The 22625-nt window shown below is 60.9% G+C and carries 24 protein-coding genes; 12 read left to right on the forward strand and 12 right to left on the reverse strand.

Features of this window, described 5'->3' with window-relative positions; translation table 11 throughout:
* The 6 genes from FDG13_RS21315 to FDG13_RS15465 form a co-directional block, all read right to left on the reverse strand.
* Nucleotides 1-1195, reverse strand: a 1195-nt coding sequence (locus FDG13_RS21315) for a methyl-accepting chemotaxis protein (RefSeq protein WP_180129616.1), incomplete at its 3' end; no start/stop codon positions are given.
* 85 nt (nt 1196-1280) lie between these two features.
* Nucleotides 1281-1778, reverse strand: coding sequence for a 2-amino-4-hydroxy-6-hydroxymethyldihydropteridine diphosphokinase (gene folK, locus FDG13_RS15445; RefSeq protein WP_180129619.1), 498 nt, complete (start codon nt 1776-1778; stop codon nt 1281-1283).
* A 10-nt stretch (nt 1779-1788) separates the two neighbouring features.
* A complete protein-coding gene (gene pcnB, locus FDG13_RS15450) occupies nt 1789-3399 on the reverse strand; it encodes a polynucleotide adenylyltransferase PcnB (protein WP_180129622.1) in 1611 nt (536 codons plus the stop codon).
* Between the two features lie 50 nt (nt 3400-3449).
* Nucleotides 3450-4118, reverse strand: a complete 669-nt coding sequence (locus FDG13_RS15455; RefSeq protein ID WP_180129624.1) for an HAD family phosphatase — start codon at nt 4116-4118, stop codon at nt 3450-3452.
* Between the two features lie 45 nt (nt 4119-4163).
* Nucleotides 4164-4850, reverse strand: a complete 687-nt coding sequence (gene hda / locus FDG13_RS15460; protein ID WP_180132523.1) for a DnaA regulatory inactivator Hda — start codon at nt 4848-4850, stop codon at nt 4164-4166.
* A complete protein-coding gene (locus tag FDG13_RS15465) occupies nt 4850-5935 on the reverse strand; it encodes an AI-2E family transporter (RefSeq protein WP_180129626.1) in 1086 nt (361 codons plus the stop codon). The genes hda and FDG13_RS15465 overlap by 1 nt, the downstream gene beginning before the upstream one ends.
* Nucleotides 5936-6067: 132 nt before the next feature.
* Between FDG13_RS15465 and purM the strand changes: the two genes are divergently transcribed.
* Complete coding sequence (purM, locus tag FDG13_RS15470) at nt 6068-7114, forward strand: phosphoribosylformylglycinamidine cyclo-ligase (RefSeq protein WP_180129629.1); 1047 nt, start codon at nt 6068-6070, stop codon at nt 7112-7114.
* A gap of 226 nt (nt 7115-7340) precedes the next feature.
* Here the strand turns inward: purM and FDG13_RS15475 are convergent, their stop codons facing one another.
* Entirely contained in the window at nt 7341-7904 is a 564-nt protein-coding gene (locus FDG13_RS15475) for a hypothetical protein (RefSeq protein ID WP_180129631.1), read from the reverse strand.
* Between the two features lie 200 nt (nt 7905-8104).
* Between FDG13_RS15475 and FDG13_RS15480 the strand changes: the two genes are divergently transcribed.
* The 4 genes from FDG13_RS15480 to yghU all read left to right on the forward strand — a co-directional run bounded on the left by FDG13_RS15480 (nt 8105) and on the right by yghU (nt 11132).
* Complete coding sequence (locus FDG13_RS15480; RefSeq protein ID WP_180129633.1) at nt 8105-8266, forward strand: hypothetical protein; 162 nt, start codon at nt 8105-8107, stop codon at nt 8264-8266.
* 104 nt (nt 8267-8370) lie between these two features.
* Nucleotides 8371-8886, forward strand: a complete 516-nt coding sequence (locus FDG13_RS15485) for a superoxide dismutase family protein (protein ID WP_180129635.1) — start codon at nt 8371-8373, stop codon at nt 8884-8886.
* A gap of 22 nt (nt 8887-8908) precedes the next feature.
* Complete coding sequence (locus FDG13_RS15490) at nt 8909-9766, forward strand: DMT family transporter (protein WP_180129637.1); 858 nt, start codon at nt 8909-8911, stop codon at nt 9764-9766.
* Nucleotides 9767-10256: 490 nt separating this feature from the next.
* The gene (gene yghU, locus FDG13_RS15495) at nt 10257-11132 is read left to right on the forward strand and encodes a glutathione-dependent disulfide-bond oxidoreductase (RefSeq protein ID WP_180129639.1); all 876 of its coding nucleotides are present in this window, start codon (nt 10257-10259) and stop codon (nt 11130-11132) included.
* A 42-nt stretch (nt 11133-11174) separates the two neighbouring features.
* On the opposite strand, the gene FDG13_RS15500 is transcribed toward yghU, so the two are convergent.
* Together FDG13_RS15500 and FDG13_RS15505 are read right to left on the reverse strand one after the other, a co-directional pair.
* Entirely contained in the window at nt 11175-12932 is a 1758-nt protein-coding gene (locus FDG13_RS15500; protein WP_180129649.1) for an ABC transporter ATP-binding protein, read from the reverse strand.
* Nucleotides 12922-14673: an ABC transporter ATP-binding protein gene (locus FDG13_RS15505; protein ID WP_180129658.1), complete on the reverse strand. Its 1752-nt coding sequence runs from the start codon at nt 14671-14673 to the stop codon at nt 12922-12924. The genes FDG13_RS15500 and FDG13_RS15505 overlap by 11 nt, the downstream gene beginning before the upstream one ends.
* A 495-nt stretch (nt 14674-15168) precedes the next feature.
* Between FDG13_RS15505 and FDG13_RS15510 the strand changes: the two genes are divergently transcribed.
* The 3 genes from FDG13_RS15510 (at nt 15169) to FDG13_RS15520 (ending at nt 17014) form a co-directional block, all read left to right on the forward strand.
* Complete coding sequence (locus FDG13_RS15510) at nt 15169-15570, forward strand: GreA/GreB family elongation factor (RefSeq protein ID WP_180129661.1); 402 nt, start codon at nt 15169-15171, stop codon at nt 15568-15570.
* A gap of 145 nt (nt 15571-15715) precedes the next feature.
* On the forward strand, nt 15716-16024 hold the full coding sequence (locus tag FDG13_RS15515) for a hypothetical protein (RefSeq protein ID WP_180129663.1): 309 nt from the start codon (nt 15716-15718) through the stop codon (nt 16022-16024).
* A 105-nt stretch (nt 16025-16129) separates the two neighbouring features.
* Nucleotides 16130-17014 carry a universal stress protein gene (locus FDG13_RS15520; RefSeq protein WP_180129665.1) on the forward strand — a complete coding sequence of 295 codons (885 nt, stop codon included), beginning with the start codon at nt 16130-16132 and terminating at the stop codon, nt 17012-17014.
* A gap of 218 nt (nt 17015-17232) precedes the next feature.
* On the opposite strand, the gene FDG13_RS15525 is transcribed toward FDG13_RS15520, so the two are convergent.
* On the reverse strand, nt 17233-17427 hold the full coding sequence (locus FDG13_RS15525) for a hypothetical protein (protein WP_180129667.1): 195 nt from the start codon (nt 17425-17427) through the stop codon (nt 17233-17235).
* A gap of 118 nt (nt 17428-17545) precedes the next feature.
* On the reverse strand, nt 17546-18070 hold the full coding sequence (locus FDG13_RS15530) for an Rrf2 family transcriptional regulator (RefSeq protein WP_180129670.1): 525 nt from the start codon (nt 18068-18070) through the stop codon (nt 17546-17548).
* 189 nt (nt 18071-18259) lie between these two features.
* Between FDG13_RS15530 and FDG13_RS15535 the strand changes: the two genes are divergently transcribed.
* From FDG13_RS15535 to FDG13_RS15550, 4 genes are all read left to right on the forward strand, one after another.
* Nucleotides 18260-19396, forward strand: a complete 1137-nt coding sequence (locus FDG13_RS15535) for an alpha/beta fold hydrolase (RefSeq protein ID WP_255435290.1) — start codon at nt 18260-18262, stop codon at nt 19394-19396.
* 143 nt (nt 19397-19539) lie between these two features.
* Complete coding sequence (locus FDG13_RS15540; protein WP_180129672.1) at nt 19540-20109, forward strand: isochorismatase family protein; 570 nt, start codon at nt 19540-19542, stop codon at nt 20107-20109.
* On the forward strand, nt 20106-20729 hold the full coding sequence (locus FDG13_RS15545) for a DJ-1/PfpI family protein (RefSeq protein WP_180129674.1): 624 nt from the start codon (nt 20106-20108) through the stop codon (nt 20727-20729). The genes FDG13_RS15540 and FDG13_RS15545 overlap by 4 nt, the downstream gene beginning before the upstream one ends.
* The gene (locus FDG13_RS15550) at nt 20716-21714 is read left to right on the forward strand and encodes a GlxA family transcriptional regulator (RefSeq protein WP_180129676.1); all 999 of its coding nucleotides are present in this window, start codon (nt 20716-20718) and stop codon (nt 21712-21714) included. Before FDG13_RS15545 ends, FDG13_RS15550 begins: the two co-directional genes overlap by 14 nt.
* 51 nt (nt 21715-21765) lie before the next feature.
* On the opposite strand, the gene FDG13_RS15555 is transcribed toward FDG13_RS15550, so the two are convergent.
* Nucleotides 21766-22617 carry a SirB1 family protein gene (locus FDG13_RS15555; RefSeq protein ID WP_180129678.1) on the reverse strand — a complete coding sequence of 284 codons (852 nt, stop codon included), beginning with the start codon at nt 22615-22617 and terminating at the stop codon, nt 21766-21768.
* Between the last annotated feature and the right edge of the window lie 8 nt (nt 22618-22625).

Below are 22625 nucleotides of genomic sequence, written 5' to 3' on the forward strand. Positions count from 1 at the left end.
CCTCGCTGGCGACCACCGCAAAGCCGCGGCCTTGTTCACCGGCTCGGGCGGCTTCCACCGCAGCGTTTAAGGCCAGGATGTTGGTCTGGAAGGCGATGCCGTCGATGACGCCGATGATGTCGCTGATTTTTCGGCTGCTGTCGTTGATTTCTTCCATGGTGCTGACCACCTGGCGCACCACCGCACCACCGCGCTCGGCCACGCTGGAGGCGTTGGCGGCCAGGGAGCTGGCCTGGCGGGCGTTGTCGGCGCTGAGTTGCACAGTCTGGGTGAGGTGGTCCATGCTGGAGGCGGTGGACTGCAGGTTGCTGGAGGTTTGTTCGGTGCGTTGGGCCAGGTCGTTGTTGCCTTGAGCGATCTCGGAGCTGGCGGTGGCGATGCTGTCGGTGCTGTGGCGCACCTGGTTGACCATGGTGCCTAGCGAAGCGTTCATGCTCGACAGTGACTTCATGAGGTCGCCAAATTCGTCACCCCGTGTGGTGTCAATGCGCATGCTCAAGTCACCCTGGGCTATTTTGGCGGCCAGATCGTTGGCGGTGTCCAGCGGCTGGCGGATGGAGCGGATCAGCCAGGCCGCACCCGCCAAGATGCCGGCCACAAGCAGCAGCATCATGGCGCCGGTGAGGTAGATCAGGTTCTGGGCACGTTGGGCAAACTCTTCTTCCGTGGTCAGGAAAGACTTCTCTTGCAGGGCCACAAAGTCGCGCTGGGATTGTTGGTAGGCCTGCATGGCGGGCTGGAAGCTGTCTTTCACAATGGCGGCGGCCTGTTCGGGGCGACCTTCCGAGCGTTCCTTGACGGCAGCCGTGCGTGCCTCGATCATCTTTTTGCGGTTGGCCGCGATGACTTTCATCTGTTGGCGGTCTTCATCGGTGAGTTCGTCGTCTTCGATGGTTTTCTGGATCTTGCTGATCTGGGCGGTGGTGTCGGCCATTGCTTCTTTGAGGCCCGCTTCGAGCACGGGGTCGCTGCTGAGCATGATGGCTTGTGTGCGCGCGGCGTTGGCCTGGGTCAACCCGGCCCAGCGCAGGGAGGCGTTGACGCGGGTATTGAGTTTGTGCAAGGCCTGGGCGCTTTCGGCTCGATCTTCAGCGGTGCGGTAGGCGGTGTACCCCACCACGGCCAGCAGCGCCAGCACAATAAACAACACCGACAGCCAGAGCTTGGAGGTCAGACGCAAATTTTGAAGGTTCATGGTGGTCTCCGTGCGGCGGGCTCGTTTGGCCCAGTTTCTAGATGTAACAACATCTTACGCGCGGATACACACTCTGGTGAAGCTTTTATGTCGTGTTTATGTGCAATTCGACACGTTCCACCTGCTGCTCTCGCACAGCAGCCAACTGCTCAACAGACACCAGCTGCGGCGCAATTTCAGCCAGAGGCACCAGCACAAACGCCCGCTGACACATGCGTGGGTGGGGCACCTGCAGCGTGGGACTGTTGATGGGGGTGTCGCCATACAGCAAGATGTCCAGGTCCAGGGTGCGTGGTGCGTTGACATAGGGCCGCTCTCGACCCTGCGCGTTTTCCATCTGCTGCAACGCTGCCAACAACTCAAAAGCACTGAGCCGGGTCGCCACTGCGGCCACCGCGTTGATGAAATCCGGCCCGCTGGCCTGCATGGGTGCGGTGCGGTACAGGCTGGAGGCACGCAACAAACGGGTGTCCGGCAAACTGGCCAACCCGTCCAAAGCCTGCTGCACCGTGGCCCGGGCATCCCCCAGATTGCCCCCGAGTGCCACATAGGCCAGCACCTCGGCTTGGGTGGCCTCGGTCATGGGGCGAGGCTCAGGCTTGTGATTCGGGAGCTGCGGGAGCATCCCCATCGCCACCGGTGTTGCGATTAGGGCTACGGCGACGGCGGCGGCGTTTTTTGGGCGCTTCACCACCCTCACCTGCCGACTCAGCATCCGGGCGCTGCGCTACCGGGTCGGCCTCATTCGTTCCTTCAGAACCGGCGACTGCCGTATCGGTGGCAGCACGGGCAGGCAGCCGGTGCACACGCGGTGGGCGGGCGGTTTTGGCGCGTTGTTGTTGCTCCAGCTTGACTTCCTCGACCATGTCGTTGCGCAGGTTGTCGTCGGCCACGCTGAATTCTTGCCACCAGTCGGACAAGACCTCGTCGAGTTCACCGTTTTCAGCACGCAGACGCATGAAATCGAACGCCGCACGAAAACGGGGTTGCTCCACCAGGCCAAAAGCAGCACTGCCGGTGCGTTTCTCAAACCGTGGCTGCATGGTCCAGATGTCGCGCATGTCGCCACCGAGCTTGCCGCGGCCCGACACATCACCAATGCGGGTGTTGAACACATCGTCAATCGCGTCCATCAGCGCCGGGTGTGAATGCTGGCGCGCGTTCAGGCGCTTGGCCCAGCCGTCACGCACATCGGCCCACAACACGCAGGCCAGTAAAAAGCTCGGCGCCACCGGCTTGCCTTCACCAACACGGCGGTCGGTGTCTAACAGCGCGGCTTTGACGAACGGCTGCTCGGCACGCTCCACCACCACGTCGAGCAGCGGGTAAATGCCGCGCGCCATGCCGAGTTCCTTAAGTTTTTCAATCGACGCCAGGGCGTGGCCGGTTTGTAACAGCTTGAGCATTTCGTCAAACATACGGCTTTGCGGCACCTCCAGCAGCAGCGACTGGCTCTTGACCAGCGGCGCGGCGGTTTTAGGCTCCAGCTTGAAGCCCAGGCCATGCAATTTGGCGCCAAAACGCACCGCGCGGATGATGCGCACCGGGTCTTCGCGGTAACGCGTGGCAGCATCGCCAATCATGCGGATCACGCGTGCCTTGGCGTCTTTCATGCCGTGGTGGTAGTCGACCACGATTTGTGTCTCGGGGTCGTAATACATGGCGTTGATGGTGAAGTCACGTCGCGCCGCGTCTTCGTCCTGCGGACCCCAGACGTTGTCGCGCAGCACCCGGCCGGTGCTGTCCACCGCGTGTTTCATGCCGGCCAGATCACTCTTGCTGGTTTTCTCATTACCAGCGACCTGCTCGGCAGCCGCGTTGTCCAGGTAGGCGCGGAAGGTCGAAACCTCAATCACCTCATGTTCACGCCCACGGCCGTAGACCACGTGCACGATGCGAAAACGCCGCCCGATGATGAAGGCTCGGCGAAACAGGTTTTTGACCTGCTCGGGCGTGGCGTTGGTGGCCACGTCAAAGTCTTTGGGCGCCAAGCCGAGCATCAGGTCACGCACCGCACCACCCACGATGTAGGCCTCAAACCCGGCGTTTTTCAGGGTGCGCACCACGTTGATGGCGCGTTCGTCCACCAGCTGCGGGTTGATGCCATGCACCTCCGGGCCAATTTCGGCACGTTTGCCAAAACGGCTTTTGGCGGCAGCGGGGGCAGATTTGCCCAGAAGTTTGTCGATGAAACGTTTGATCATTGTTGTTGTCCTGACAGGCGCGCTGGTGTTGCCAGCGCCGTGCCGATGTCTCAGTGGAAAAGTTCAAGTATGCGCCAGCCACGTTCCAGTGCAATCGCCCGCAGGCGGTCGTCCGGGTTGGTGGCGACGGGGTGGTTGACATGCTCCAGCAGGGGCAGGTCGTTGATGGAGTCGGAGTAAAAGGTGCTGTCCACGTCGGCCCAGTCCAACTGGCGTTCAGCCAGCCAGGCCTGCACACGGGCGATTTTGCCTTCGCGAAATGACGGTGTGCCGTCGATCTCGCCAGTGAACCAGCCGCTGGCCGGGTCACGCACCAAGTTGACGGCAATCAGCTCCGGCACACCAAAAGCGCTGGCAATTGGGCGCGTGACAAATTCATTGGTGGCGGTGACGATCACCACCGCGTCACCCGCTGCCTGGTGTTGGCGCACCAGGTCCAACGCTTGTGGCTTGATGGCGTTTTGCACCACAGACCTCATGAAATCTGCGTGAGCAGCTTCAGATTTTGTAGCACCTTGCTGTCGGATAGCGCGTGTGGCAAAACGCATGTAATCGTGGATGTCGAGCGTGCCGGCCTTGTAATGCTGGTAATAGGCGTCGTTCTGGCGGGCAAAGTCGGCCGCGTCGTTCCAGCCCAGGGCGGTGGTGAACACACCCCACTCGTAGTCAGAGTCGGTGTTGATCAGGGTGTGGTCCAGGTCAAACAGGGTCAGTTTCATAAGCTGCAATTGTCGATCAAAGCCGACACGCGGCGCCGCACGGCCTCACGCGTTGTCCATCATGGTTTTGATCAGCGGGATGGTGATGGCGCGCTGGGTTTGCAGGGCGTAACCGTCCATCAGGTCCAGCAGCTCCATCAGGCTGCCCAGGTCACGGCTGAAGCGCGTGAGCATGAAGTCCATCACCTCGTCGCTCAGGGCAATACCACGTGCCTGGGCGTTGTCACGCAGCACCTGGCGGCGCTGGGTGTCATCCAGCGCCTGCAATGCAAACACATGGCCCCAGCCCAGGCGGGTGCGCAGGTCGTCACGCAGTTTCAGGTCGGCCGGCGGCAAGCTGCCCGCCGCCAGCACCGCCACCTGTTGGGTTTGCGCATTGACAAACCAGTTGAATGCGGCCTGCTGCTGGGTGGCGTCATACGCGTGCACATCGTCCATCAGCACTGCAGACCAGGTGTCGTCGTACTCAGCAGCTACAGGAATGCTGGCATCGAGCCAACCCACACGCTGACCTTGGGCCAACAAAGCGCTGCGCACAGCCTGCAACAAATGGGATTTGCCACAACCACTGCCACCCCACAAATAGGTGGGCACCGGTGAGCGCCGCACACCCGAGCCGGGCTGGCCCAGCCACAGTGTCAGGTGGTCCACCGCCGCCGCGTTGGGCCCCACACAAAAATTGCTCAGGCTCGGCCCCTTGGCCAACCCCATGTCAAGCACCAGTTGTTTCATCATGGTTCACGGTACAGCGCACTGTCCAAATAGGTGCTACGCAGGCGGCGACCAGCCACCAGGAGCACGGCGCTCAAAGGCAAGGCGATCAACACACCCACAAATCCCAGCAAATGGCCAAAGGCCAGCAGGGCAAAAATCACCGCCAGCGGGTGCAGGCCAATGCGCTCACCCACCAGGCGCGGCGTCAGCACAAAACTCTCGACCAGCTGGCCCAGCCCGTAGACCACCGCCACCATCACCAAGGCGCTGATGTGCCCGGTCTGCGTTGAAAATTCCAGAAAACCCGCCAGCAGCGCCATCACCAGCCCCAGGCCAAAACCCACATAGGGAATCGCCACCGCCAGGCCGGTAAACACCCCAATCGGCAGCGCCAGGTCCAGCCCGAACAAGGCCAAGCCCACGCTGTAATACACCGCCAGCACCAGCATCACCACCAGCTGGCCGCGCAGGTATTGGCCCATCACACTGTCGGCCTCGTCGGTGAAGCTGTTGACCACGGCGCGCAGGCGCGGCGGCACCAGGTTCAGCAGCAGCGCCATAAAACGGCGCCACTCCATCAGCAGGTAAAACAGCACCACCGGGATCAGCACCGCATTGCCCAGCACGGAGAGCGCCACACTGCCGCCAAATTTGGCCGACTCCAGCAAGCGTCCCAGGCTGTCTTCAAAATTGGCGTTGAGGTGCTCGGTGGCAAAAGCCTTGAGCCCGGCCACGTCCAGCGACACATGCAGGCCAAACTGCGACAAAAAGGGCTGCAAAAATTCATTAAAACGGTCCAGCAATGGCGGCACCTGCTCACGCAGCAGCGGCAACTGCTTCACCAGAATCGGTACCACCAGCAGCATCAAGGCCAACAGCAGCAGCAAAAACACCAGCTCCACCACCACCACCGCCAGCAGACGCGGAATACGGCCACGGCCCAGGTCGTCGAGCCAGTCCACCACCGGTGTCAGCGCATAAGCCAGAATGGCCGCCACCACAAAGGGGGTCAGCACCGGGGCCAACAGCCAAAGCAACAGCACCAGGCCGACCAAAAGTGCCAGCCAGGCCGCAGCCCGTTTTTGAGTGGAGGTGAATTGCATCAATTGCCCGAACAACCGGCTGGGGGCCGTACCCTTAAAATCAGCGCAAATTCTATCGGCCTGGCTCTCATGAACCAGCCGACCCGCAAGTTAACCGATCCACCCCGGCATTTGGCCTGATTGAACCCACCCATGAGCACAACCAACACCCCCACCACCGCCCTCTCCTACAAAGACGCAGGCGTCGACATTGACGCTGGCGATGCACTGGTGGAGCGCATCAAACCTCTCGCCAAAAAAACCATGCGCGAAGGGGTACTGGCCGGCATTGGCGGTTTTGGCGCCCTGTTCGAGGTGCCCAAACGTTACAAGGAGCCGGTGCTGGTGAGCGGCACCGACGGTGTCGGCACCAAGCTCAAACTGGCGTTTGAGTGGCAAATGCACGACACCGTTGGCATTGACCTGGTGGCCATGAGTGTCAACGACGTGCTGGTGCAAGGCGCGGAGCCGCTGTTTTTTCTGGACTACTTTGCCTGCGGCAAGCTCGATGTGGACACCGCCGCAGCGGTGGTCGGTGGCATTGCCAAAGGCTGTGAGTTGTCCGGCTGCGCGCTGATTGGTGGCGAAACCGCTGAAATGCCCGGCATGTACCCCGCTGGTGAATACGATTTGGCTGGTTTTGCCGTCGGCGCGGTCGAAAAATCCAAAATTTTGACCGGCGCCGATGTGAAACCGGGCGACGTGGTGCTGGGCCTGGCGTCCAGCGGTGTGCATTCCAACGGCTTTAGCCTGGTGCGCAAATGCATCGAGCGCGCAGGTGATTCCGCCCCGGCCACGCTGGACGGCAAACCCTTCAAACAAGCGCTGATGGAGCCCACCCGCCTGTACGTCAAAAACGTGCTGGCCGCCCTGGCCGCCCACCCGATCAAGGCCCTGGCCCATATCACCGGTGGCGGTCTGCTGGAAAACATCCCGCGCGTGTTGCCCGAAGGCACCGCCGCGCACCTGAAAAAAGGCAGCTGGCCACAAACCGAACTGTTCGCCTGGTTGCAAGCCACCGCAGGCATCGACGACATCGAGATGAACCGCACCTTCAACAACGGCATCGGTATGGTGGTGGTGATCAACGCCGCCAACGCCGCCGCCTGCGCGGCGACCCTGCGTGCGGCCGGTGAAACGGTGTACGAGATTGGCGTGATTGCAGCCAAAGGCGATGGCGCTGCGGTGGTGGTGGGCTGAGGGTTTTGCCTGCCTGCATAGCCCCTTGCTTGGTCTGAGTGCTACTGACTAGGTAGCTACTTGCCCTTTATCCATAAGGGCTAGAGGCCGAAAATTCATATGATTCTGACTTGACCCCAGGTGGGCGGCGGGCTTGCCGTGAACGGTTTGGCTATGAACTTCGACGACGGCTTAAGGCTGGAAGCAGACTTCCAGATATTCAGTCAGCGGTCAGTCAACATTTAAGTTAGGTCGCAGCGGGAACAAAGGCAAAGCGCTGGACATGCGTAAAGTAGACGGCGTTCACATCAAAGGCGGTTACGAACGGATCGGTACAACCTCGTTGCTTGTACAGAAACAGCGTTTTGCAGATGAGCTTTATGGCCAATTTCATTGCCGAGTCTGAGGAAGACGTGGGTGCAGACGCCTCGTAGTAGTACCTTGAGTTGCTGAACGCGTCCTGATTCTCTTCGAGTTCCGCTTCGTCCAAGGGCTCAATGAGAAACTGCCGTAGATCAGTGCGCAGCAGCCCCGCGAGTGCAACCAGATTGTGCTTGTTCGAAACCTTCGCACCCGCAGGCAACTGAAACTGATAGGTCTCGTTGAGCTCGCCAACGTTGTCGACTACGACGGCGTTGTAGCTCTTGAGAACAATCTCGATTGCAAGCGCAGCAAGTGTTTGCTCAATCATTCCCCTCTTCAGAGTAGACCCGAGTACTAGCTGGCAGTAGTTCCAGGCGACCTCCACCATGTAGGGACGAAAGTCCACGGTGCCCACAGTAGTGGTGTTCGGGGCGTACAAAAGGTCCATAGCAACAGCTCCAGAATTACCAGCACTCCGACTTATTGCGTGAGTTCGGTTGCAGGTGCAATTTTGTCGGCAAGTATTTTCCGAAATTCTGACGGCGAATTCTCTGGCCAGATATCCCCAAAATGAGGGGCGAAACTGAATGACTGCAACCGCTGCGTACGTGACTTACGAAGTTACTGCGTGAATGACAGCAACTAGCCTTGGCCGACCTAGGTTTTAGCCAGTGTGAGCGAGCACAGGTGGCGAGTTTGCTGCACCCGGACATAGCCCAGGCGGCCCCTGACGTGGAGCAGCAGACCGTTGGTGCGGTGCACCTGCAGCGTACGCAGGACGCCTGGGCAGCAGGCACGTTGCTGGGGTAGGTCGAGTAGCTGGATTTATGTCAGAAAGCGGATGCCGCCGAGATGCGGCACACTGACGCAAATTCGCCACCGGTTTCCCCATCAACCTGAAAGGACACATCACGATGATCAAGTTCTTCGCTCCCATGGCCGCTGCCATACTGGTCAGTGCCTGTGCTGGCTATCCAAGTGGCCCCAGCGCTACCGCGACTTTGCGACCAACCACCGGAAACGCTGTCTCCGGAACGGTTACCTTCACCAAGATTGGGGATGCGGTGCGTGTGGTGGGCGAGGTAACAGGCCTGGCGCCCAACTCCGAACACGGCTTTCACATCCACGAAAAGGGCGACTGTTCCAGCGGCGACGGTATGAGTGCAGGCGGACATTTCAACCCAACAGGCGCAGCGCATGGCTCCAACACGGCCAGCGAGCACCATGCGGGTGACTTGCTCAGCCTGAAATCAGACTCATCTGGCTTGGCGAAGTTCAGTTACACCACCAGCTCGCTCACTGTTGGCGATGGCGTGGCTGATGTCATCGGCCGTGGCCTGATCGTGCACCGCGACGCGGACGACTTCAAGACTCAGCCAACCGGCAACTCTGGCCCGCGGCTGGCCTGCGCCGTGATTGCCAAGGGTTGATGAGCCGTTTTTCCTCCTCTTCATGACGTCGTGGCGGTTGACGGGATGGGTGTCGGTGGCGATGCTGGCGTTTGCTGGCAACTCGCTGCTGTGCCGAATGGCGCTCAAACACACAAGCATCGACCCGACCAGTTTCACCCTGGGGCGGCTGGTGTCCGGGGCAATCATGCTTCTGGTCGTGGTGCGCCTCAAACGCGGCGTGGTGACGCCCGCCAATATTGGCAACTGGTGGTCGGCGGCGGCGCTGTTTGCCTACGCGGCGGGTTTTTCGTTTGCCTATGTAAGCATGACGGCAGCCACCGGCGCGTTGCTGCTGTTTGGCGCGGTACAGGCCACCATGATCGGTTATGGCCTGATACAAGGCGAGCGGTTGCGTTTGTCGCAAGTCGCCGGGTTTGCGCTGGCGCTGGCTGGGTTGGTGGTACTGATGCTGCCGGGGCTGGCCACGCCGAGCATGCTGGGCTCCATGTCGATGCTCGGCGCAGGCGTGGCCTGGGGCGCGTACTCGCTGCGTGGCAAGCTGCTGCAAAGCCGGGGCGCCAGCAACCCCACGCTGATGACGGCTGGCAACTTTGCGCGCACCGTGCCGATGGCGCTTGTTTTAAGTCTGTTGCTGTGGCCGCATCTTGCGTGGGACAGCGCGGGGCTGGCCTACGCGGTGGTGTCGGGCGCACTGGCCTCTGGGCTGGGTTACGCCATTTGGTACCAGGCGCTGCCGGCGCTCAAGGCCACCCAGGCCGCCACGGTGCAGCTCAGCGTGCCGGTGATCGCCGCGCTGGGTGGCGTGGTATTTCTGGGTGAAAGACTCACACTGCCGATGCTGCTAGCGTCGGCCGCCATTTTGGGCGGTATCACACTGGTGATTCTGGAGAAGAAATAGGGTCTGCGTGTTCAGTCGCGCAGGATATGGGCTGGGGTGAGCAGAATGCCTCTGCCATCTTCAAGGTGTTTGAGGTCATGGCCTGTATGTCACCCGGGGCCGGTGCTGCCAAATCGCTCTGATCCAAACCCAGTAAGGAGGAGCACCGATGCTGAGGAATATCGAACCTGTCCTGAGCCCCAGGTTGCTGGAGGCTTTGCGAGCCATGAGCCATGCCCCGACATCTGTGTCTACGACCCCGTGCTGACATGCACCCAGGTAGACTTCCAGTAACCCGCCTTTCGCCAGTACCCGCAACCGCTGCAAAGGCGAGATATGTCTACGAATAAAGGGGTGAATGCCAATAAACAGGTAGTCTACGGATAGTGGGATTACCCGGCGCCCTTGGTGAAATCAGCCTGAGCTTACGGAATCCCGCCGGTGCGCCTGGATTTGGGCATTGCTTCAAATACCATGCTGCATTTCAAGCTTCCCAAAGTGAGACCAACTTATGTCTGAACTGCCTGCTTACACCCCGCCCAAGGTCTGGACCTGGGATAAAGCCAACGGGGGGCAATTCGCCAACATCAACCGCCCCATTGCCGGCGCCACACACGAGGCTGTATTGCCACGCGGCAAACACCCTCTGCAACTGTATTCACTGGCCACACCCAATGGTGTCAAGGTCACGGTGATGCTGGAGGAGTTGTTGGCACTTGGCCACAGCGGCGCTGAGTATGACGCCTGGCTGATCCGCATCAACGAGGGCCACCAGTTTGGCAGCGGTTTTGTGGCGGTGAACCCCAACTCCAAAATTCCTGCACTGTTGGACTGCAGCGGGCCCGAGCCGGTCAGGGTGTTCGAGTCCGGCGCGATCCTGCTCTACCTGGCGGAAAAATTTGGGGCTTTTGTGCCAACAGATGCAGCCAAACGTGCCGAATGTCTGTCGTGGTTGTTTTGGCAGATGGGCAGTGCGCCCTACCTGGGCGGCGGCTTTGGCCACTTCTATGCCTATGCGCCTAGCAAGATGGAGTACCCGATCAACCGCTTCGCGATGGAGGTCAAACGTCAGCTTGATGTGCTGAACCGTCGCCTGGCCGACAGCTCTTATGTCGGTGGTGATAACTACTCAATTGCCGACATCGCCATCTGGCCCTGGTACGGAGCCCTGGTCAAAGGCCACATCTACGAAGCGGGTGAGTTTCTTCAGGTCCACGAGTACACCCATGTGATTCGCTGGGCCGACGAGATTGCCAAGCGTCCAGCAGTGCAACGTGGCCGCATGGTCAACCGGGTGAATGGTCCGCCTGAGAGTCAATTGCACGAACGCCACGATGCGAGCGACTTTGACACCCGCACACAGGACAAGCTATTGCCGTCAACATGATTGCGCCGTGAGACTGTGCCCCCGCCCAAGGGCGCTCTCGCCCTAGCTTTCCAGTTGCTGCAACAGGTATAGCCGCTGGTAGACACCTTGAGGGATCGCCATCAACGCCTCATGGCTGCCCTGCTCGTGAATGTGGCCATGGTTGAGTACCACGATGCAGTCAGCGGCGCGGATCGTCGACAAGCGGTGGGCGACGGCGATCACGGTCACGCGGCCGCGCAGTTCGGTCAAGGCCAGTTGCACGATTTGCTCGGTTTCGGAGTCGATGTGGGCGGTCGCTTCGTCCAGAAACAAGATGCGTGGTTGGCCTGCCAAGGCCCGCGCGATGGCAATGAGCTGTTTTTGCCCGACCGACAAGCGTGCCCCGCCTTCACCCAGCAGGGTGTCATAGCCCTGCTCTAGCTGCATGATGAAGTCGTGGCAATGTGCGGCCCGTGCGGCCGATTGCAGGTCGTGCTCGGCAATATCGCGACCCATCGCAATGTTCTCACGCACACTCGCGGCCAGCAAAAAAGGATCCTGCGGCACCAAGCCCACATCGGCACGAAAATGCGCGTCGCTGAACTGAGCCAGGGGTATGCCATCAATGCTGATGTCACCTGATTGCGCTTGGTAAAAGCGCAATAACAGGCTGAGCAAGGTGGACTTGCCACTGCCAGTGTGCCCGACCAACCCGTAAAAGGCACCCGCAGGAATCTGCAGGCTCAGGTCGTGCAGGATCACCGTCTCTGGGTTGTAGCCAAACCGAAGTCGCTGGATGTTCACCGCGCCTTGGGATATACGCTCGGGGCCGGTCATCACCTTCGGGCGTTGTTCTTGAAGCAATGCGTCCACCCGGGCGGCAGCAACGATGGCTTGTTGCAGCTGCCCAAACTGCAGCGTGATCTGAATCAGTGGGTCCACCACGCGGCCAAGGTAGCTCACAAAGGCATACAACACGCCGATTTGCAGCCCGTTGAAGGCACTCAGACCAAAGCTGTAAATCACAGCGACGAGCAGCAACACATTGATCAAGTCCAGCATCGGACGCAGCAGCCAGGCATTCACACGCATCTCCGCAATGCGGGCACCCAGATGCTGCTGGTTGATGCGGTCAAACTTGTGGCGAAAACGCAACTGCGCGTTGCTGGCCTGGAGCACCGGCATGCCGGCAATGGACTCTGACATCAGGGCATTGATGTCGCTGCGTTTCTGCCGCGCACGTGACACAGCAGGGGCGCTCCAGCGCTGGTAGAACCAGACAATCACCACCACCGTTGGCACCAGCATGAGCACAATCAGCATCAAGCGCCAATCCAGCCAGGCCATTGCAGCAAAAGCACCGAGCACAACAATGCTGTTGTCAAGAATCACAAACAGCACCTGGACATAGAGGTTCTTGACCTGCTCGGTATCGTTGGTGACCCGGCTGACCAACTGCCCGGTGATCGCCTTGTCAAAAAAAGCCATGGGCAGACGCAACACGTGGCCATAAACCTCTTCGCGCAATCGCCGAACCGAGCGCATGGCCACCCCGGCCAGACGGGCCAACTGGGTGTAGCGAATGGCGCAGGCGATGGCACCCGCAAGCAAAATGCCACCCAGCAGCCAACCCACCTCCATCGGGTCAAATCGCCGCGGTATCAGCGTGTGGTCAATGAAATACTTGCCCAACAAGGGGCCAGCGGCTTCGAGCAGCGCCGCCACAATCAGCCAAAAACCGCCCTTCCAGACGTGGTGGTTCTCGGATCGGGCCGCATGCAGCAACAGGGCAATGGCTTGGCGCGTGTTGCGTGGCTGTGGAGTGGTTTCAGTCTGCATCCAGACTCGCTTGTAACTGTTGATAGCGCCATTGGGAGGTGTACCAGGCATCAAGCGCCAGCAGACTGGCATGGTCGCCCTGCTCGGCAATGCACCCATCCTTGAGCACCAGGATGTGTTCAGCATCCATCACGGCGCTCAGGCGGTGGCTGACGATGATGGTTGTCCTGCCTGGGCTGGATTTGCGCAGCTCTTGCAGGTGCTGCAGGATGCTGGTTTCGGTCTGCGTGTCAACGGCAGACAAGGCATCGTCCAGCAGCAACAGGGTTGCATCGGCCAGCATCGCGCGTGCAATGGCCACCCGCTGACGCTGCCCGCCTGACAGCGAGATGCCTTTTTCCCCAACCGGGGTGTCATAACCCAGTGGCATCCGTGCAATGTCTTCATCAATACAGGCCAGGCGAGCCGCGTTTTCGATCTCGGCCCTGGTGGCATCTGGCTTGACCAGCCCAATGTTCTCGGCAATCGTTGCAGAAAACAGAAACGGCTCCTGTGGCACCCAGCTCATTGACTGGTGCAAGGTCTCCAGGGTGTAGTCAGCCAGTCCGTGGGCTCCCCAACTGATGTTGCCCTGGTTGGCTGCATACTGGCGCAAGATCAAACGAACCAGACTGGATTTCCCCGCACCGGTGGCACCTACGATGCCCAGCGTGTGCCCGGCCAACACAGAAAAACTGATTCTCGACAGGGCCCGTGCCTGATGCCCTGGATAAGAAAACGAAACGTCTTTGAACGCCAACGCGCCCACGGGTGTTTCTGTCTTTGTGCCACTGTCATCGATCGACAGCGGCGCCGCCAAGGTCGGCTGCAATCGCTCCCAGGCGGCTCGTCCCCGCTGGATCAAAGACAACACCCAGCCAGCAGCAAACATCGGCCAGATCAATTGGCCCAGGTACATGCTGAACGCCGTCAACGCACCAAGGGTCAGCACCCCTTGCCAGACCAGGGTACCGCCCAGCCCCAGGGTCAGTACCGTGGCACAGATCAAGGTGATCCCCACTGTGGGTTCGAGCGCAGCCTCCCATCGCTGAGCTTGCAGACTGGCACTGGCCGCGTTTTCCGCCAACTCGGAAAAGCGCGCGGCACTGCGCTCCTCCAGACCCAGCGCTCGCAAAGTACGCACACCGGTGAGCGTCTCCTGCACGTGGTCATTGAGTTTGCCAAATCGCTCAAGCGAATCTTTGGACGCCAGGTGAATGTGCGTTGAGATGCGCCAAAACGCGAATGCCATGAAGGGAAACGGCAGCAGGGCTACCAGTGCCAGTCGCCAGTCAATGCCGAGTGTCATCATGGCGACGACAAGGATCAGGGTCAGCGTGCCATCAAATCCTGCCAGCATGGCTTCCCCCGACGCCATTTCTACAGCGTCAATGTCGTTGGTGGCCTGCGCCATCAGGTCACCCGTGCCACGCTGGTGAAAGAAGTGAGGCCCTTGTAAACACAAGCGAGCGTAGAGGCGTGTGCGCAGCTCGGCCCCAAGACGGTAGCTGGCCGCAAACAGCTGCAAGCGCCACGCAACCCGCAGGAAATAAATCAACACGCCTGCCAACACCAGCCAGCCCAACTGCGCCAATAGCGCCGTGTTGTCCAGTTGCCCGCCAGCCAGTCCGTCCACGATACGACCAACATGTCGTGGAATGAAGACTGTGAGAGCGCTTACCGCCGCTAGCATCAGCGCCGCAAGCGAATAGGGGCGCCAGTTCTGGCGCACATAAAGTGCGATCAGGCTGGTCAGGGTCATGGGAGTGCGCCGCAATGGCGTGAATGACGGTTGGGGAGAGACGAATTCTAGGGTTGATTCGGTTAAGCCAACAAAGTCAATGATCCTCATCACTTTGAAGATCAGAGGTTTTAAAGATATCGAAAACTGCGGCGCGGGTTGCCACCCCGTTACCTGCAGATGTTGAAAGCCGTGACCTGACTACACCGCTATCCTCATGGTTGTTGGGTGGATAACTCAGCTTGCTATCATCCGGCCATGCAACAACAGTTATGGCATCGTCTGATGGCCACGCTCCAACTACCCATGACCACCGGCGTATTCGATAGCCGGTGTGTTCGGGAGTACGTGGGTGTGCGCGATATCTGGCCATACAAGCCGGTCGCACATTCCCCCGCCCGGCGATAAACTTTTTCCCCTATCTTGCGCAAGCACCTATCGCCGGGCACCAGCTCAGCGCGATAGCGGCCGTTCTTCTGCATAACGATGTCTGGCCGCGCTTGATGGAGAAACCTCATGCACACCACCCTTTCCGGTCAGCGCTTGCTGACCGAGCTCGATTTCACGCGACTTTCAAAACTGAATCGAGGCCAACTTCCAGAAGACCTGGCGGAGGATTTGAACTCGGCGGACCTGGTGGTCTCGCGAGACATCGCATCCGATATTGTCACGATGAACTCGCAGGTCGAAATCGTCCATGACGGCTCGGCACAGCGCCAGAAGTTCACCCTGTGTTACCCCGCCAACGCTGACGCAGGCCGGGGGCTGATCTCGGTTCTGTCGCCCGTCGGGGCTGCCTTGCTGGGCCGACGCGTTGGCGACACCGCGTGTTGGAACATGCCTCAGGGTGAGGCCCGTTCCGCCAAGGTGGTGGCCGTTTTGTTTCAGCCAGAAGCCTCTGGCGACTACACCACCTGAGTCACGTTCAGGCAAGCGTGAGCGCCGGAGCACAAGTGGGGCAAGAAAGAACATCTCCTGCCTTTTTGAATCCGTCACTTCGACCTCGAACCCTGCTTGAGAGCAGGGATTCGACCATCAGATCTTCCAGAGTCTTCAAACCATCATGAGTATTCGTTTTAACCCGCAAGTCAGCGCCATTTTGGAAGAGGCCGCCATGAAGTTGGGTGAGCTGGGTTACTACGCCCGAGTCGAGCCTGGTCTTGTGCCTGCAAGTGGGGAAGATGTGCTGACCCTGAATGTCGCCAGCAGTCTGATCGGTTTGGCACGGGTGGAAGAGCTGTTGCTGTCAGGGCAGGCACATATCAAGTCCCAGACCTCAAAGCTGGGCCTGCTGAAGTTCATCGCCCGCAGCCAGGACCGAAGCCAGGACCCCGACTTTGTCGCCGGTGTGGTGGGCCCCCGGGACACATGAGCGTGCGCGGCCACCCCGGACGACCAGACGCCCACGCCGATGCGAAGACTCAGCCATGGACTGAAGACCCACTGTGTCAACAACGTCAAATTGGAGGTGGACACCATGTATCAACTCAATCACATTCTGGCGGCGACCGATCTGTCAGCACCGGCTCGCCATGCTGCTGAACGTGCGGCACTGGTCAGCAAGGAGACCGCGGCGACGCTTGATCTGTTGCACGTGACCAACCTGGCTCCGCTGGAGCGGCTTGGCCAACTGATGGGCACCACAGCGGGCGATTTGGAAGACAAGGTCCTGCAAGCGGAACAGACCAGGCTGATGGCGCTCGCCACTGAGCTGCAGCAACGCGTTGGCATCACACCTGCCACACGGGTCGTTGCCGGCGACTTGCTCACCGAACTGGCCAAGTCAGCCGATGCCTTGGCAACAGACCTGCTGGTTTGTGGTGCCAAGGGCGACAGTGTTTTTCGCCGCTTCGCACTGGGAACAACGGCCTTGCGTTTGCTGGGCAAAACAAAGTGCCCCGTTCTGGTGGTGAAACAGCCACCCCGTGGCGCCTACAAGCGGCTGTTGGTACCGGTCGATTTTTCAAGCGCGTCGCTTCGGGCCCTGCACCACGCACGCTGCCTGGCGCCCCAGGCCAACATGGTGTTGATGCATGCGTTTGAAGTGCCTTTCGAGGGGCTCTTGCGTTATGCCAGAGTGAACGAAGACACGATCCAGCAGCACCGGGTGACTGCCCGGAAGGAAGCGCTGCACAAGCTCCAGACCTTGCGGGACAAAGTCGGGCTCAACAACATGAACACCAGCCTGCTGGTCCTGCACGGCGCCCCGGCCCTGCGCATCCTTGAGCAGGAACAAGAGCTTGATTGCGACTTGACCGCGATGGGCAGACACGGCGACAGCCTGCTGGAAGAGATGCTTCTGGGCAGTGTCACCAAACACGTGCTGGCCGAGTTGCAGGGCGACCTGCTGGTATCGGTGTAAGCCGCATCCAAGCCGGGTTGGAGCGGCTGATATGGTTTTGGGTTTGAACGCCAGAGATCGCCTCAATACCAAGGCGACACGCAGAACCCAGGCCAACAAGGGTGCCGCTCAGTTCCCGGAAGCTACATGCAAAAAAATATACAAAATATGCTTCAAGCCCTTTTGTATCAAGGGCTGACAGCTACAAATTGAATATCACATCTGCAAGGTCAGCGCATTCACACCTTCATCGGCAGCGGTGTGGGCAATGGTGAGGGTGGTGGAGTTGGACGCGGCACTTCGGACGGCAGCGGTGCTGGCGACGGAGGTGTCGGCATGGGGGGCGTTGGCATAGGTGGCATGGGTGTCGGTGTGGTTAGCATCGGCTCCGGTGCGGGTATGTCGACGTTCATGGTGAAGTTGGGTTGTTTCATGCGTCTATTTTTGGTGTGGGCAAGGCAGGCGTCTGTGCGTTGCCACACCACAGAAGCACAGGGTGGCCGGTCTGCAAACCTGGCTTGGCCTGCGATCCCTTGGGCGCCTTGGCCAGTTTCAAACCTGCGCCCGAAAAGTCTGGCCCAGCGCAAACACCGAGTTGGGGCCTTGGGGATGGAAGGCAGCTGGCAAGGGCTGTTTAAACACCCCGCGGTTGGGCGGTGATTTGTGTGCCAGTTCCACACCCAGGGCCAGCTGGTCGAGCACCAGACTCTTTAAGGTGACCGACTGGGTGAACTTCAGCACCTTGGCGTTCATGGCGTCCCACAGGTCTTGTGTCATGTTTTGCACGGGTGATGCGTCTGCCTGTTTGGTCGAGGGCGGGTCGTCCTCCACCGCGCAGATGATGTCAGCCACGGTGATGACGTCTGTCTGACTGCCCAGCGAGTAGCCGCCGCCCGGCCCACGGATGCTGGTGACCAGCCCTTGCATGCGCAGCTTGCTGAACAACTGCTCGAGGTAAGACAGTGAGATGTGTTGGCGCTGCGCGATCTCGTTGAGCGGAACAGGCCCAAATTTTTCACGCAAAGCCACATCAATCATGGCGGTCAGGGCAAAACGGCCTTTGGTACTTAAACGCATGTTGATTCCTCCGGTTCAGACATCCCATTGCACAACGGCCGACCGGTGTTGTCGGTCTGCCAACGAACACAAACACAGGCCCAGCCAGCGTGCGCTGTCGCACTGACGGGCTCGTTGTCGGGATCTAAGGTGGGCCTAGCGCACTTTTTGACGGCGCTTTCCCCCATGCCACTGAACCAGGAGTAACCCATGAACCGATTGCCTCCCCTGCCGCCCGTACCCGAACCCACCGACAGCGACATGGCCGAACAGGCCAATCCAGGCCACGGTGTGCCCTCGCAGGACCCCAATGCTGGGGCACAGACGCCACTGGACCCCAAAGACGCTGAACGCGAAGCCAACTCGGTGCTGGTCGGTGGCGGCGTGATGGCGGGTGCGACCACGGGTGCGGTCATCGGTGTGGCGGTGGCCGGGCCGGTGGGGGTGCTGGTGGGAGCCTCGCTGGGTGCGATGGCTGGTGCGCTGGGTGGTGCCGCCGCAGGCGCTGCGGCGAGTGCTGAGGATGTGGCCACCCTGCCCGCAGGTTCGGTGCGCCTGCACATCGAAGACAGCGGTGGTGACGGCCGACCCGTGGTGCTGATCCATGGCTGGCCGCTGTCAGCCATGGCCTGGGAGCAGCAGGTACTGGTGTTACAAGGCTCCGGTTACCGTGTGGTCACGTACGACCGGCGCGGCTTCGGGCGCTCAGACAAACCAGAATCAGGCTACAGCTACGACGATCTGGCCGACGACCTGCAACGTGTTCTGGACCACTGCCAACTGCAGGATGTAACGCTGGTGGGGTTTTCCATGGGGGGTGGCGAAGTGGCACGTTATGTGGCGCGGTACGGCGAATCACTGTTGCACAGCGTGGTGTTTGCCGCCGCCGTGCCGCCGTTCCTGATGAAGTCGGTCGACAACCCCGACGGACCACTCACCCCCGAAGCAGCGCAAAAATCCCGTCGCGCGCTGGAACTGGACCGCAATGCGTTTTTTGAGCAGTTCACCGAAGACTTCTACTCGGCCAATGGGGTATTCCTGGTGACCGAGTCGCAGCGCCGTGAGGCTGTCGCCCTGTGCCAGCAGTCGGCACAAGCCGCGGCACTGGCGTGTATGGATGCGTTTGGCACCACCGACTTCCGTGAAGACCTGAAGCGGCTGACCGTGCCCACCCTGGTGATCCACGGTGACGCGGATGCCATCGTACCGATCGAGGGCTCGGGCCTGCGCACCCACCAGGCGGTGCGCCACAGCCAGCTGGTGACGGTGAGCGGTGCACCACACGGCCTGAACGTGTCGCACGCGCAGGCCTTCAACGACGCACTGCTGACCTTCCTGCGCACTTGAGCGCGCTGTCTACCCAGGCCCACGGTGTGGGTGGATCAGACACAGACATGAATGTCCGAATATGATTGGTATCTGTCTCTTTCAAAGTGGCTAGGCCCTCATAGATAATGGATCATCAGGGTTTTAATACCGGAGAAATCTTGATGAAAACATGTCTGATAGTGATTGATGCACAAGAGTCCTTCCGCCACCGCCCGTTTTTCACCGACACCGACCTGCCCGCCTATGCCCAGGCGCAAAACGCGCTGATCGACGGCTGCCTGGCGGCCGGGGTGCCGATCGTGCGGGTGTTCCATGTGAGTGGCCCGGCATCCAGCGACAACCCGTTTGCCCAGGCATCGGGCCACATCAGGCCGCTGGCCGAGTTGCGTGTATTTGAGCCTGCCGCCACCTTTGTTAAAAGCCGCCACAGCGCGCTGGTGGGCACCGGGCTGGATGTGTGGCTGACCGAGCACGGTTTCCAGCGGCTGATCATCAGCGGCATCCGCACCGAACAGTGTTGCGAAACCACCACCCGCCACGCCTCTGACCTGGGCTGGCAGGTGGACTATTGCCTGGACGCCACGCTGACCTGGGACATGCAACAGCCCGATGGTCAGACCTTGAGCGCGGCCGACATCAAAACCCGCACCGCCACCGTGTTGGCCGGTCGTTTTGCCACTCTGTGTAACCCGGCGCAGGCAGTACAACGTGCGATGGAGCAAGCGGCATGAGCGCGCCCTTGCCGATACAGGTGGCCATCCTGGTGTTTGACGCGGTCGAGGTGTTGGACTTTGCCGGGCCGTACGAGGTGTTCACCACCGCCAGCCGGGTGCACAGCAGGCGCAACCCCGGTGCGGGCGCCTTGTTTGAGGTGGCCTGTGTCTCGCGGGACGGTGGCCCGATCCAGGCGCGGGCCGGTTTGCGGGTCTTGCCAGAACACAGTTTTGACAACCACCCGCCCTGTGATCTGCTGTTGGTGCCCGGCGGTGTGGTGACTGCGCCCCAAGCCTGTCCGGCCACGCTGGCCTGGATCGCCCGCACGGCTGCTGCTGCACAAATCAGCGCCTCGGTCTGCACCGGTGCCTTTTTGCTGGCGGCCAGTGGGGTGTTAGACCAGGGCCGCGTCACCACCCATTGGGAGGATGTGGCCGACCTGCGCCAGGCCTTCCCCAAGCTGGAGGTGTGTGAAGGCCCGCGCTGGATCGACAACGGCGCGCTGATCACCTCGGCGGGCATCAGCGCGGGCATCGACATGTGCCTGCATCTGGTGGCGCGGCTGGCCGGGCCAGAACTGGCGCACCTGACCGCCCGCCAGATGGACTACCCCTGGAGCGACGATGCCATTGGCTGAAACACCTGCCAACCCAATTGAGGTGTTTTTTGTGCTGCTGCCAGACACCCTGGCGTTGGACTGGGCCGGGCCAGCCGAGGCGCTGCGCATCGCCAACCAGGTGTTGGTGGCCAAAGGCTTGGCGCCACGTTTTGTGCTGCGTTTTGTGGGACCCTGCGCCGATCAAGTCAGCTCGGTCGGCCTGCGCTTAAGCGGCATCGAGACCTTGCCCACGGTGTTGCCGCAGCCGAGCTGGGTGGTGCTGCTGGGCATGCCCGGGCAGTCCATCGCGGTGGATTCGGAACCGGCCCGCGCCCTGCTGCACTGGCTGCGTGGCCTGCGGCTGGCCACACCTGAGCTGGAGCTGGTCACCGTGTGCGCCGGGGCGGTGCTGGCCGCCCACGCCGGGCTGCTGGCACGCCACCATGTGACCACCCACCACCAGCATCTGGCAGAGTTGCAACAGGTGGCGCCGAGCTGCCAGGTGGTGGCCAACAGGGTGTTTGTGGAAGACGCGCCGGTATACAGCAGCGCCGGTGTGACCACCGGCATTGACCTGATGCTGCACCGCATTGCCAACCTTTGTAGCGAGGCCGTGGCCGCCCAGGTGGCACAGACCATGGTGGTGGCGCTGCGGCGGGGCCCGCAGGACCCCGAGTTGTCACCGTTTCTGAGCTACCGAAACCACTTGCACCCGGCCCTGCACCGGGTACAGGACGCCATCAGCAGCGCACCCGCCGACAGCTGGAGTCTGAACCACATGGCCGAGCTGGCCTGCACCTCGCCCCGGCATTTGACCCGCCTGTTTGTAGAGCACGCAGGTATTGCGCCGCTGGCCTATCTGCGCCGCATCCGCCTGGCGCTGGCGCAGACCGCGCTGCAGTCGGGCCGCAATGTGACCCAGGCGGCCGAATTGGCGGGCTTCAGCTCCGACACCCAGCTGCGCCGCGCCTGGCACCAGTTTGCCGACGGTGGCACCCCATCCAGCTCCAAAATACCAAATTAATAGCTGAAGGCGCTTTATTGGTAAGGGCTAGCGCCCGATTTGACGTCTCAATCAGTGTGTTGCCCGGCGCAGCTCGGCTGCGCGGGCGGTGATGGCCGGGCGGTCGCTGGCGGCCCCGGCATTGGCCAGGTAGGTTTCCAAGTCTTCCAGCGCATGGCCGGGGTGGCGGGCTTGGGCATGGGCCAAGCCGCGGTCACGGTACTCGGACCAGGCCTGGGGCAGCAGCACAATCAGCCGGTCCAGCACAGCAATCAGGCGGTGCCAGTCTTCCTGCGCGGCATGGATCTCTTTGAGGTTACGCAACATGCGGGCAATGATCTCGCGCGGGCTGGCGGCCTGCAGGTACAGGCCCAGCGGCAGCTCTTGCTCATCGACCAGGCTGGCCTGGTTGCGGTAGGGCTCCAGCCGCTCGGCCAGTTCTTCACGGCTGAGCGACTGGCCGTTCAAGGGGTCAATCACCACCTGGCCTTCGCTGAGGTTGACCTTGACCAGAAAATGCCCCGGAAACGCCACGCCACGTGCCTTCAGGCCGATGCCCTGGGCCAGCTCCAGCCAGATCACCGCCATCGAGATCGGGATCGCCAGCCGGGTGCGTAACACCACATGCACAAAGCTGTTGTCGGGGTCGGTGAAGTTGTTGAAGTTGCCGGCAAAGTTCAGGTCGCGGAAGACAAACTGGTTGAGCGTGCGCAACTTTTGCAGCGGCCCGGCGTCGGTCGGCAGGCGCCGTTGCAGGCGCGCCAGCAGCTGGTCCACCTCACCGAGCACCTGCTGCACGCTGATGTCGGGGTACTCGTCCTGGGCTAGGCTGACGGCAGCCTCCAGCAGGGCAAAGTCGGCGTCGGTGTGCACCAGAGAGGCAAAGTACTCCAGCGGCGTCGGGACATTCAGAGAAAAATTCATAGGGGCCA

This window comes from Rhodoferax sp. BLA1 (genome assembly GCF_013416775.1).
Classification (GTDB): domain Bacteria; phylum Pseudomonadota; class Gammaproteobacteria; order Burkholderiales; family Burkholderiaceae_C; genus Rhodoferax.